Origin of the sequence: Rhodocyclus gracilis (assembly GCF_009617575.1) — a bacterium.
In the GTDB taxonomy this organism is placed as follows: Bacteria; Pseudomonadota; Gammaproteobacteria; order Burkholderiales; family Rhodocyclaceae; genus Rhodocyclus; species Rhodocyclus gracilis.
Map to the genome: position 1 here is coordinate 1 of NZ_WIXJ01000010.1, position 13240 is coordinate 13240.

At 57.1% G+C, this 13240-nt stretch carries 7 protein-coding genes; 4 read left to right on the plus strand and 3 right to left on the minus strand.

Annotation, left to right across the window (positions count from 1 at the left end; all coding sequences use genetic code 11):
* The coding region (locus tag GHK24_RS11520; RefSeq protein ID WP_228384679.1) for a hypothetical protein at positions 1 to 302 on the plus strand (302 nt) is incomplete at its 5' end.
* 165 nt (positions 303 to 467) lie between these two features.
* Here GHK24_RS11520 and GHK24_RS11525 read toward each other — a convergent pair.
* The gene (locus tag GHK24_RS11525; RefSeq protein ID WP_153473040.1) at positions 468 to 1346 is read right to left on the minus strand and encodes a hypothetical protein; all 879 of its coding nucleotides are present in this window, start codon (positions 1344 to 1346) and stop codon (positions 468 to 470) included.
* Positions 1347 to 1865: 519 nt separating this feature from the next.
* Between GHK24_RS11525 and GHK24_RS11530 the strand changes: the two genes are divergently transcribed.
* The 3 genes from GHK24_RS11530 (at position 1866) to GHK24_RS11540 (ending at position 9013) form a co-directional block, all read left to right on the plus strand.
* Positions 1866 to 4328 (plus strand): AAA family ATPase, encoded by a 2463-nt coding sequence (locus GHK24_RS11530; protein ID WP_153473041.1) that lies wholly within the window; start codon positions 1866 to 1868, stop codon positions 4326 to 4328.
* A 402-nt stretch (positions 4329 to 4730) separates the two neighbouring features.
* Positions 4731 to 5495, plus strand: a complete 765-nt coding sequence (locus GHK24_RS11535) for a Hachiman antiphage defense system protein HamA (protein WP_153473042.1) — start codon at positions 4731 to 4733, stop codon at positions 5493 to 5495.
* Positions 5495 to 9013, plus strand: a complete 3519-nt coding sequence (locus tag GHK24_RS11540; RefSeq protein ID WP_153473043.1) for a DEAD/DEAH box helicase — start codon at positions 5495 to 5497, stop codon at positions 9011 to 9013. The genes GHK24_RS11535 and GHK24_RS11540 overlap by 1 nt, the downstream gene beginning before the upstream one ends.
* 445 nt (positions 9014 to 9458) lie before the next feature.
* Here the strand turns inward: GHK24_RS11540 and gyrB are convergent, their stop codons facing one another.
* Together gyrB and dnaN are read right to left on the minus strand one after the other, a co-directional pair.
* Positions 9459 to 11930, minus strand: coding sequence for a DNA topoisomerase (ATP-hydrolyzing) subunit B (gyrB, locus tag GHK24_RS11545; protein WP_153473044.1), 2472 nt, complete (start codon positions 11928 to 11930; stop codon positions 9459 to 9461).
* A 94-nt stretch (positions 11931 to 12024) separates the two neighbouring features.
* On the minus strand, positions 12025 to 13140 hold the full coding sequence (gene dnaN / locus GHK24_RS11550) for a DNA polymerase III subunit beta (RefSeq protein ID WP_153473045.1): 1116 nt from the start codon (positions 13138 to 13140) through the stop codon (positions 12025 to 12027).
* Between the last annotated feature and the right edge of the window lie 100 nt (positions 13141 to 13240).

The following is a 13240-nucleotide window of genomic DNA, read 5'->3' on the forward strand; positions in this document are numbered from 1 at the left end:
AAAAAAGCCCGTTTATCAACCACCCAACCGGAGGCCGTTCTCCAGGAATAAGTGGTCCGAAGAAGTCAGGCAGGTCAGTGGCATCCGCCATGGAACAGGTACGATTGTGGCGAGCGAAAAACCTGTGCAGTCGTGACTACATCGACGCTTGGGAATCCCTGCTCGCGCAGCCCGAGAAGGCTGCGGAGATGCTCGAAGACCCATCACCGTACGCGGCGCAGCTTCGGCAGAATTCTCCGTTCGTGTCCATCCTGGTCGGTGCTATGGGCGAAAGCGCGTCGCGAAAAACGAGCCACACCTGATCCAGAGCAGCCTAGTAGGCTTCGTTTTCGAGATCTGAAGCACCTCGAGAGCAGAGATGTCCATGGGTTGCAGGGACAATCGGACGGATCATCCCGTTCTATCGCGACAACCTAGCGCGTCACCCATCACTACGTTTGGTGGGTAGAGAGCCAATCACGACTGCCTCATAGCCTTCCGAGCGCTTGTTCAAACGAGCCTCGAACAACCTCTCTTTTGTACATGGACAAACCCGTTTCCATGTAGCCGTATTCCTCAAGCTTTAGCCAGAGATTCAACGCCGCTTTCAGCCCAAACTTGTCGCTTTCGGGATCAATCCCGGACAAATAGACCTCGGGCTCCAACGCCATATCTTCTGGATACCAAAGCTTCACACCTTTTGAGATAGAGCCTCCGTTCTCCGCACAGAGCAGCGCTTCCCCTTCAGCGATCCGCTCTATCTCCTTCGATGGCAGGAATGAACCACGAACATGAACCCCGTGCTTCCATGCAATGGCGACAAATGCCGTCAGGTACGCCCGTGATTTCCAGTATTCGAATAGCCAGTTACCGCACAGGTGGTATCGATAGATCGGCTTCTCACCGACGCTTCCTATCGCCTCCCTGAGAACAACCAGAGCGACCCCTTCTTTTTCGGCTGGGGCCACCAATACGCCATCAAGGCTACCCTCAGGATTCTTCTCAGCCAACGCCGTCAGAAAGGGCGCGACCTCTTCTGGATGCTTGTAAAAATCGTGGCAGGGATAAACTTGAGACTCCGCGCCCTCCAACCATTCGCGGCGCACTCCAAAAAGACTACACGCCGCATCAAGCAGCGGCTCGTCGAGCTTACCAAGAAGCGTCGCCTCGTCTTGAACATCCTTGACCGTAAGGCCATGGCCGAAGAATCGCGGTATCTGATTCCGGTGAACGTCATGGCTCTCGAACAACTCAATGAATCGGCTACTCACGGTGTCCGCGGGATCTTTCCGCGTCTTCCGAACCCAGACGAAGAACCGGCCAGCTTTCTCGACGATATTCAGAGCACTTAGGATCTCACCAATCATCCTTACGACACCTTCAATTAACTATCCGCGAGTGTAGCGTAACGCGAAGAATACTTCACCTTAACAGATTGAATAGTTTTCTTATTTTCGGAGAACCGCTCTTAACGAGGTCGAGCAATGATGAGGCTGAATCAGACGAATTACTACGGCGAATAATCCTCAAAGCACCAACCGAACATATTTTGGCCATTACCGTCATTGGAACGATTGAAGCGGCGCGGCGAGTATGCGGCGCATTGCCGCCGTCCACCGTGTTAAATCTATATACGACTACCCCTATGTCAGGAGATCACCTTAGCGGCCTGAAACTGATGCTGTTCTTGCTTTCAGTCGTAGCATTCCGAAGACATGCTGCAATGTTTACAGCTTGATATCTCGTTGTCCGAAGACATGTGTTAGGCTCACCTTACCCTGGTACGTCACGTCGAGCCCGTGCTGGCAATTAAATTGTTGAGAGAGGCGACCGATTTGCAGCGATGAAGCGCAAGTCGGCTACGCCGAAGACTTGGTTGGATCACTATGGCGACAATGATTCCTGCCTTCGGGCCGTTAGAGACTGAAAGCTATGGCGAAAAGGTCCTATTCAAACTAATAAAAGACCAGCTGTCCGACGACTTTACCGTCGTGCACAGCTTGCCGTGGCTGTGCGCTGCCGTCAAAGAGATTTCGGAGTCGTTTGCCCCAACGGGCGAAATTGACTTCCTGATTATTCACCGGGAGCTTGGTGTCCTCGTGCTTGAGGTCAAGAGCGGCAGGTACCGAGTCGACGGCCTCGAATTCATCCACCTCAAGTCGGGTAAGTGCATCACCCCAGTGCACCAGGCGAGACGCAATATGCACGGGCTCGCGCAGTGGCTTGGAACCGACAAAAGCCTTAGGCTTCTTATGGGATACGGGCTCATCTTTCCAGATAGCGAGTTCGGCGATGAGATTATCAGCACAGCCCTTGTTGACGTCTCAGTTAACCCATCACAGTCCATCGTCGTCGACAAGGGACAAATATCGCAGTTGGGCGCTCGAATTATCGAGATGATGCAGTATTGGAAGGCGACGCTGAAGACAGCAGAGCTCACCGAGGCTGTTTTTGACAAACTGATCCAGACATTGTGTCCGAAGTTCGATGGTTCACCAACCTGGGGTACGCGGGTAATTTATGACTCGCACATCTGGCTGCCACTTACCACGGAGCAGCAAAGCGTAGTCGTTACCGCGTTGCGGCAGTCTCGTATGGTGATTACGGGCTGGCCAGGCACCGGGAAGACTCTGATTGGCATTGCTCTCGCCAGAGAGTTGGTCCGTCAGGGGAAACGCGTTTTAGTGCTGACCTTCAACAGCCTCTTGACTGACTACCTAGCGAGACAATTGCACCTCTCACCTGCCGAAGGTCTGGTATCGACGTGGCATGGCATCTGTATGCAAGCTCGGAAGCGCCGTGGTTTGCCAGGGGCCTTTGGCAATGCGGAATGGTACAAAACCGAGTGTTCAAGTGACCTCGGCGCGGCGCTGAAGGATATGTTGCTTGAGTCCTACGACGCCCTCATTCTCGATGAGGCTCAGGCGCTTCGGCCTGAGTGGTATGCCGTTCTGCTTGAATGGTTCCGCGACAGTAAAGTTCTGGCCTTCTGTGATGAGACGCAGGTCTTTCCATTTGAAACGGGAACGTCGTTGAAGGACCTCTGTCGGCTCATCAGCGTTGACGCGCCATTCCTTCTGACCATTGCCCTGCGAATGCCAAAAGCTGTAACAGGACGGCTATTGGAGGTGAAGCCGGTTTCGTACCAGCTCCAGTGTCCTCGGCCAGAAGAAGCGGACACGATTCGAGAACTGGTTGTCGAAGACGATTGGAAGGCGATGGTTGATCTCGTCCAGAAATTTAAGGCGGATGGCGTCGATGGCGACGATATCGTTGTGTTGAGCAAGTTTGGCCTAACCGAAGAGGGTGAAGCGACGCTAAGTGATCTCGGCGTAAGTCATGAAGTGGTTGCCCGTTACCGAGGACTGGAGGCACCGGTCGTTATTGTCTTGGGAGCCGAGAAGATGGACGAGGGGCAGTTGTTTTGCGCCTACTCGCGTGCGACTACGGCGTTCGTTGCTCTGTATGTTGCCGAGATCCTTGGAGGGCAGAAAACGAGAGGACGCTTTCAGGAACTCGTTTTGGAAAACGACGATAATCGAGCCCGAGCCGAGAGCGCTTGGGGTGCATCCCTTGCCTGCAACATGATTCGAGGAGCAGTCGACATTGAGTGGCTGTCGCTTAGTACGATTGCACTGGGTTGGTGTCCCTCATGGAGTGCTTGGGTTGCAGAATTCGTCGATTCTGGGCCCGATGAGCTTTGGTTGGACTTTCTCACAACTCATTACGATTGGCCGGTTTTCTATTGGAACACAGAGGCGCGAGACATCTTTAGGCACCTGAGGCCTGTGGAGAACTTGTCTCAAGACCTATCGGGGGTGAGCGGTGTGATGCTGCGTACGTGCGAATGCTGCGGTTTCTCCCCGCACTATGACAGTGCCCGACCGAAATGCTTATTCTGTTTAGGGACAGAGCCTGAATGCAGCGACCGACCTGGTCCAGAGATATTGGCGCGATTGCGGAACCTGGATGAAGTGGTTAATGCGAGCAGTAAAGCAAAAGCCTCTCCTACCCAGCTTGGCTCACTACCAATCTCACTGGCCGCGTACCGAGCGCGGCGATACGTGGCTGAAAACGGGGCCCGTCAGTTACCCAACCAAGAGCTGCCTTGGGGCCGGATCATCTACCGTGCTGCGCTCGCTCTGGTTCAGTCGCAGATTGCACTAGTGCCGATTGGAACACGAATTAGAACGGCGAATCTCGCAAAAGTATGGTACGACAGATACGGCGAGATCAAAGACACTATGACGGAGGCGGCTTGGAAGAGCGTCGTCTCAAACGCCGTTTCGACCTGCTATCAGAAGAAGCTTCTTTCGCGTGTCAGTAAAGGCGTATTTGATACCGTCTAACAATCAACTTCTCCTACACGTCAGCAATCTGCGACAAAACACACGGGGTGCAGGAATCGTTTGAATGACCGCAATGGCCGAGGACCGGAAGTCGGCCAAAGCGGCCCGTCGACGTCACGAGGATATGCTCGCGAATGTCAGCTAACGTGAGCCAATGCGCCCATCAGCTCCCGACCAAGAGCTGGCATTCGCAAAGGGCGGCTTTCAGGCTACCTACATGCTGATAGGCATTGCATCTAAACTGCGACGCTCAATCCGGATATCATTTTGCTAGCTATTATTGTTTCCCTGAGCACCCAGTGCGCGGCGGCATGAGGCTCGCCGTCACAGGCCATCCGCGTTGAGATAGCGATTGTTAGTCACGCCGGTGCGAGGGCATTCTATAGTTGAAGGATTTATCGCATGACACGGTTCGCCGAATGGTGCACGGAGGTCGTCGTTGGGTGCAGTGCGCCGCATAGCCACACGATGCTGACCGCAGATGCATCTAAGTTTGATACAGCGGTCGCCATCGTGGCAGATGTGGTGCCCGAGCATTTTTTGCCACAGAGCCGACTGGCAGATATGTTCGCTCGCCTACAGCGGCACGAAGTTGCTGAGTTGATTCAGAACCGGCTACCGGAAAGCGCGCAGCTCAAGTCAGGCGATCTCGGCGAGGTGTTGTGCACCACTTTCGTCCGCGAGAAGACGCCATTCACGCTGGGCATCAAACGTCTTCAGTTCAAAGACCACCGAAACATGTCGATGCGGGGTGACGACATGTTGGGATTTAACTTGAACCTCGTGACCGGCAAACTAACTGTACTCAAGGCGGAGTCCAAGAGCGGTGCAACCATGCCTGCTGCCACCGTCTCGAAGGCTCGAGAGGCGCTGTCTGGTTATGGCGAGTTGCCGTCGCCTCATTCAATGGGATTTGTTGCCGACCGGCTGCTTGACCCTGCTGACAAGCCCCTGCGTGACGCAATCGACGATGCACAATTGAATAAGTCGTTAAAGCCGAAGGACGTTGCGCACATGTTGTTCGCCTTTAGCGGCAACGACACCACCACGCTGTTGCAAACCAGCTTGAGCGGCTACACCGGGGCAGCGACCCAGTACTATGTCGGGCTGCGGGTTCCTGAACATCAGAAGTTCATCAAAGCCGTTTTCGCGGCCGTGGGAGCCTGATGGCAACCACACTAGAGGAGCTTCGCTCCAACATCAGTCAAGCGGTTGAAGCGGGTTACCGTCAACAGCTGCTTGCAAGGGGGCAGGCGCGCGGAATGATTTGGCGCGCGGGCGAGCTGCCAATCGATGCGCCGAATTTCAGTCCGCTCCTGTCGGAGGACCTGCTTTCGTTCGGCTACTCGCTGCTGCTCCATGGCTTGCGGTATCTTGATCTGGGCGGCGACTTCACGACTGCGCGGCAAGCGTTCGAGGTTGCGGCGGAGTCCATCGAAGCAGTCGTTGCCCGAGGGGCGCGGGATGAGCTGCGGGACTTTCACCGCCTGGTAGCGGGCTGCGCGTACCACCTGGGGCGGTTCTCCGCGCGCGCCTACTCACTTCTAAGATCGGATTTCGAGCAAGCCAACCTGTCTGTCGTTGAGGGATGCCTCGCACAGCTGGTGCTGCGGGATCTTGCCGGGGTGAACCGTGCGGTCGCTGGCTGGTTCGAATCCGGTGTCGGCTCTGATGCCAAAATCATGGCTGCTTTGGATCCCCTTTTCGAAGTCGACGGTCAGGGAGCCCCCCTTGAGGACGGCGAAGGTGTGACTGAGGCCCTCTTGCTTGGCTTAGAGGGCAACTTCATGTCGGCGATGTCCCAGACGCTGCTCGCTTTAGAGCGGGGCGAACAGCATCTCATTGGCGAAGCACAAGCACGTCTCAGGCAGGGCTTGTCCGTTGCGGGGGACATGAACTTCGTCGGCCAGTGGTGGGTGCATCGCTTGGCGCTATACATCGTCGACGGCCTCTGGTCCAGCAGCTTTCACGCGATCCTGCCCTTGTCCGGTCCCGATGGTGCAGCAATCGGCGATTGGGCACCGTTGCGCAAGCTGTTCATCACCTCGCTTCTATGCCGAGGTCGGTCGGAGATTGAGCTATGGCCGTCCCAAATTGAAGCGGCGAAGCGTGTGCTAGAGTACGACGCGAACCTTGTGCTGTCACTGCCTACAAGCGCTGGAAAGACGCGCATCGCAGAGCTGTGCATCCTCGCGTGCCTGGCGGCTGGCAAGCGAGTCGTTTTCGTCACGCCCTTGCGTGCCTTGTCTGCGCAAACAGAGGTCTCGCTGCGCCGCACGTTTAGCGTGCTCGGCAAAAGCGTCTCAAGCCTCTATGGCAGCATCGGTGCCAGCAGTAGCGATGTCAACACGCTCAAGTCGCGGGACATCGTGGTGTCGACACCCGAAAAGCTCGATTTCGCCCTTCGGAGCGACCCGACGCTCTTGGACGATGTGGGGTTGGTGGTCCTTGACGAAGGCCACATGATCGGACTCGGCGAGCGAGAGGTGCGCTACGAAGCACAGATTCAGCGGCTGCTTCGGAGGCCTGACGCAGCTTCCCGGCGCATCGTCTGCCTTTCCGCCATCCTGCCTGATGGTGACCAACTCGCTGACTTCACCGCTTGGCTCACCGCCGACCGGCCGGATGGACTCATCAAGAACGGTTGGCGTCCAACGCGGCTTCGATTTGGTGAGGTTGACTGGAACCCAGAGTCCAAGGTCGCGCAGCTGAACGTGGTGGTTGGGGACGAGCATCCGTTCATTCCCAACTTTGTTGTCGGCAAGAGGACATCCAATCGCGCAAACGCGGCGATAGTGCCCGGATCGCAGACCGACCTGTGCATTTTCACGGCGTGGCGTCTGATTGAAGATGGTCAGTCGGTGCTGGTCTTTTGTCCGATCCGCGTGTCGGTCATGCCATTCGCTAAGCGCATCATCAAGCTCAGCACCGGGGGGCTGCTCCCGCCGATCATTACGCCTCCGGCCTCCGCTATCGCGTCCGCTTTGTCCGTCGGGGCTGAGTGGTTCGGCCCGGATCACGACATTTTGAAGTGCCTTCGCATGGGCGTGGCGGTCCACCATGGCGAGTTGCCCACCCAGTTCCGCAAGGAAGTGGAGCACTTGCTCAGAGAAGGCATTTTGAAGCTCACGGTGTCGTCACCGACCCTCGCGCAGGGACTCAACCTGGCGGCCACCAGCCTCATCTTTCACGGGCATTCCAGACAAGGTGAGGCGATCGATGAGTCCGAGTTCCGAAATGTTGTCGGTCGGGCAGGCCGCGCATATGTCGACATCGAAGGGTTGGTGCTCTACCCGATGTTCGACGAACACGAGAAGCGGCGAGACGCCTGGAAGCGTCTGATCCGCGGCGACAAACAACGTGAGATGGAGAGCGGCATCTTCCGACTTCTTTACTGGCTACTGGATCGCATGGCCAAGAAGCTTGGGACAAGGAATGTCGATGCATTGCTCGCGTATGTGGCAGGTCAGGGTGCATGGAGCTTTGCAGCGGTGCCTGGGGAGCGAGCGAGGTTGGCAGCGGCCGCGGTTGAAGACTGGCCCCGACATCTCACGAGCCTAGACACTGCCATCTTCAGCTTGCTTGGGGATGCGCAAGTTGCTGATGAAGAGCTTGAGTCAAAGATCGATGAGGTGCTGACGTCATCGCTGCTGATGCACCGGCTCGCACGAAAGAGTGAAAGTGTTCAAAGGGCGCTTCTCTCCGGTTTGAAGGCCCGCGCCAAGCTGATCTGGAGCAGCTCCACAGTGGCGCAACGGCGCGGCTATTTTCTCGCCGGAGTTGGCCTTGAGACAGGGCGGAAACTAGATGAAAAGGCCGACGAGCTTGAGTCCTTGCTGCTCAGGGCGTCTACCTCAGTAGACGGCGGACAGACCGACGAAGCTGTGCAGGCGATTGTTACCTTCGCCGAGATTGCCTTCGAGATTGCCCCGTTTAAGCCGAAATCGTTGCCCCTCGATTGGCGAAAAATCTTGGAAAAGTGGCTGAAGGGAGCGCCAGTTACCGAGCTCGGGAACGACGATGCTGACGAAGTGATGTCCCTCATCGAGCATGCATTCGTCTACAACTTGCCGTGGGCAATGGAAGCCGTGCGGGTTCGCGCACAGGCCCACGCGCCTGTTTTGGATCCGCTCGACGTAGACATCGACCAGCTGCCGAACTTGGGCAGCGGCAGCGCCGTTGCTGCGGTCGAAACGGGAACGTTGTCCGTCCCGGCTGCGGTTCTGATCAAGGCCGGCTTCGCGTCGAGGCTTGGCGCCATCAACGCGGTAGTCTCGACAAATGCAGATTTCGACGACGCTAGGGGGCTGCGTGCTTGGCTTGCCTCAGACACCGTACTGGCTTTGAGCGTCATGCCCACTTGGCCGACTGAAAACTCGCACGAATTGTGGAAAGAGTTCACTGCTCCGCACGGAGCGGGTTACGTAGCACCGTGGACTACCACGGCATACACGGGACCGGTTCAGTGGAACGGTGGCGTGCCGATGCCACCTGGGATGCCCCTGCGCATCGTCGGTTCTGGACCGAAAGCAGGCGTAATCTACAGCAGCGACTACCGAGAATTGGGCAGGGTTTGTTACCCCTTCAGCCAGACGGCCCTCGGCCTCACGGTGGCAACGTCGAACGGTTCGGCAGACCGGATCTCGTTCGAGTACACCGGACCGAATGACCTGATTAAGTCCTGATGTACCTGCGCTAGTTCTGACGCTGGTGGTCGCATTCATCGATGAGTTGCGAGTTGCTGATCCTCCATGGCGTCGTATGCCACGGCTTCACTTGTATTGCTTTTGCCGGGCAGGCTAGACCTAGAACGTGAATGCGAGCGCTGAGGGCGTAATGCATAAAGCCACGGCTGTTAGGGGCACAACCGACTGCTTCCAGGGGGCAAACTCGTAAACCTAGCCGGCCGCAGTGAGTGAATTCCTCGCGACCATGGGATTTCAAAGCCGCCGTTCACGTGCTCACGGCGCGCGATCACTTGAATGACAGCTTCGGCCGATCAGCACCCCGTCAAACTTGACGCCTAAAAACAAAAAAGGCCACTCTATGCGAGCGGCCTTTTTTATCGAACAAATCTCACGAAATCTAGACTTTTGAGACAAATCTAGAAGTCAATGAGATCCTACAAGATCAAACGTCGATATTCCGTGCAGCCAGCGCGTTCGATTCGATGAACTGACGGCGCGGTTCAACCAGTTCTCCCATCAGCATCGTGAAAATCTCGTCCGCCGCGATGGCGTCTTCGATCTGCACGCGCAGGAGACGGCGAACGGTCGGATCCATCGTCGTCTCCCACAACTGCTCGGGGTTCATTTCGCCCAGACCTTTGTAGCGCTGCTTGCTGATGCCGCGCTCCACTTCCGTGAGCAGCCAACGCATGGTCTCGGCGAAGCTGGCAACCGACTGCCGCTTCTCGCCCCGTGCGATGAGTGCGCCCGGACCGTAGAGATCGGCAAGAAGTTCGCCGGTCTTGCGCAGCTGTGCGTAGTCGCCGCTGAGCAGCAGCGAGGCGTCGATGATGCCGACCTTGAGATTGCCGTGCAGAATCTTCTCAAGACGCAGCTGCCAACGTTCCTGCGCTTCGTCGTAGTGAGCAACGATGTTGACGGCCAGTTCGTGGCCAACCGCCGCCATCAACGCCGCCGCACTGGCTTCGGCGTTCGCCTGATCGTCAAGATTCAGCGCGAGGTTGCGATCCACCAGGGCGTGAAGCACTTCCGGGTTGATCAGATGCGACAGGCGGTTGATCACCGCCTCGGCCAGCAGGTACTCGCGCGCCAGCGCTTCGAGCGCGCTACCGGTGATCGGCGCCGCACCGATCTTCGGCGTCAGCGATGCGTCTTCAAGGGCGAGACGCAGGAGGAACTGGTTCAGTTCGTAGTCGTCCTTGATGTAGCGCTCGGTCTTGCCATGCTTGACCTTGTAGAGCGGCGGCTGGGCGATGTAGATGTGGCCGCGCTCGACCAGCTCCGGCATCTGCCGGTAGAAGAAGGTCAGCAAGAGCGTACGGATGTGCGCGCCGTCGACGTCCGCGTCGGTCATGATGATGATGCGGTGGTAGCGCAGCTTCTCAGGCTTGTACTCTTCCTTGCCGATGCCGGTGCCGAGCGCCGTGATCAGCGTGGCGATTTCCTGCGACGAGATCAGCTTGTCGAAGCGTGCCTTCTCGACGTTGAGAATCTTGCCCTTGAGCGGCAGGATCGCCTGGAACTTGCGGTCGCGCCCCTGCTTGGCCGAGCCACCGGCGGAGTCACCTTCGACGAGGTACAGTTCGCACAGCGCCGGATCCTTCTCCTGGCAGTCGGCGAGCTTGCCCGGCAGGCCAACGCCGTCGAGCACCCCCTTGCGTCGCGTCATCTCACGCGCCTTGCGCGCAGCCTCACGGGCTCGCGCCGCTTCGACGATCTTGCCGGTAATCACCTTGGCGTCCGCCGGGCGCTCCTGCAAAAACTCGGTCAGACGGGCTGCGACGACTTCTTCAACCGCCGGACGCGCCTCCGACGACACCAGCTTCATCTTCGTCTGCGAAGCGAACTTCGGATCGGGCATCTTCACCGACAACACACACGCCAAACCTTCGCGCATGTCGTCGCCGGTAATATCGACCTTCGCCTTTTTCGCGATATCGTGCTCTTCGATGTATTTATTAATGATCCGCGTCATCGCCGTACGCAAACCGGTCAAGTGCGTACCGCCGTCCGACTGCGGAATGTTATTGGTAAAGCACAATACCTGCTCGGCGTACGAATCATTCCACTGCATCGCCACTTCGACGCTGATCACACCACCGCCGGGCAAAACCGAATCGCCGCTGGAGTGGAAGATATTCGGATGCAACACCGCCTTGCTGCGGTTGACGTATTCGACGAAACCTTTAACGCCACCTGCAAAGGCAAAATCCTCGATCTTGTTATTGCGCTGATCGACGAGGCGGATTTTCACGCCGTTATTCAGGAACGACAGCTCGCGTAAACGTTTGGCGAGAATTTCGTAATGAAATTCGATCTTGCCGAAGATTTCCTCATCGGCCAGGAAGTGCACTTCCGTACCGCGCTTGGCGGTGTTACCGACGACGCGCAGCGGCGAAACCTCGACGCCGTTTTGCACTTCCACCAGACGATCCACTACCGCGCCGCGATTGAATTCGAGCAGGTACTTCTTGCCCTCGCGCGAAATGCTCAGGCGCAGCCACTTTGACAGCGCGTTGACGCACGAGACGCCAACGCCGTGCAGCCCCCCCGAAACCTTGTACGAGTTCTGATTGAACTTGCCACCCGCGTGCAGCACGCACATGACGATTTCCGCCGCCGAACGCTTCGGTTCGTGCTTGTCGTCGAACTTCACCCCGGTCGGAATACCGCGACCGTTATCCGACACCGAAATCGAGTTATCCGCGTGAATGGTAATGACGATATCGTCGCAATACCCGGCGAGCGCTTCGTCAATCGCGTTATCGACCACCTCGAAAACCATGTGGTGAAGACCCGTACCATCCGAGGTATCACCGATATACATCCCCGGCCGCTTGCGCACCGCCTCCAGTCCTTCGAGTTGCTGGATGCTCGATTCGTCGTAAGCAGGCTGGGCTATTTTATCAGTCATGCGAATTCCCGTATTCCAATCAAAACCTAAAGGTTCTACCGCGAAAAAGCAAAGGCCGGCACCTGTGCGGCGCCGGCCAGCACCTTAGTTACGTCTAGATGCGCATCGGCATGACGACATATTTGAATCGGTCATCCCCCGGAAGGGTAATCAGCGAACTCGAATTAGCGTCATTGAATCCCAGTTGCACGGTATCAACGATGGAATTATTCAATACGTCCAGCAAATACCCGACGTTGAAACCGACATCGAGCGCGTCGCCGGAATAATCAACCTCGATTTCCTCCAAGGCTTCTTCCTGCTCGGCATTGGCGGCAATGATCTTCAGCGATCCGGCCGAGAGCAACAGCCGAACACCGCGGAATTTCTCATTGGTGAGAATCGCCGCACGCACCATCGACTGCAGCAGCGCAGCGCGGTTGAGCGTCACGGTGTTGCGCAGGGAGGCGGGGATGACGCGCTGAAAATCGGGGAACTTCCCGTCGATCAGCTTGGAGACCAGTACCGTCGAGCCGAAGGTGAAGCGAATCTGGTTGGCCGTCATCGCCAGTTCGAGCGGCTCGTCGCTGTCGGCCAGCTGGCGATTCAACTCCAGCACCGTCTTGCGTGGCAGGATGAGTTCCTGGCGCGGCGTATCGCCGGGCAGGGCTCCATCGAGCGACATGCTGGCAAACGCCAGCCGGTGCCCGTCGGTCGCCACCGCGCGCAACTCGGCGCCATCGACGATCAGCAGCAAGCCGTTGAGATAGTAACGCACATCCTGCGCTGCCATCGAATATTGCGTCTGCGCCAGCAGACGGCGGAACTGCTTTTGCGTCACGGTGAAACTCTTCGCCTGACCGTCAGCGAGCGCCATGCGCGGAAAATCTTCCGCCGGCAGCGTCTGCAAACTGAAACGGCTGCGTCCGGCACGCACTTGCAGGCGACGGTCTTCGAGAATGAGGCTGACCTCGGCGCTATCAGGCAGCGAACGCAGGATGTCCTGCAGCTTGCGTGCGCCGACGGTCACCGAGCCTTCACCGTCGCCTGCACCGGTTGCCGTTGTCGTGATCTGAATTTCGATGTCCGTTGCCAGCAAGGTCAGCGCATCGCCCCGTTTTTCCAGCAGCACGTTGGAGAGAATCGGCAGCGTGTGCTTGCGCTCGACGATGCCCGAAACGGATTGCAAAGGAGCCAGCAGTGCGTCGCGTTGTGTTTTAACAAGTAACATAAATCAAAATCCTATAAAGACAATAGGCGGAACAACTCTGTGGACTGATTTGACTAGCTTCTTTAATTCAGCAACTTAGCACAATTTTTTGCGACGGGAA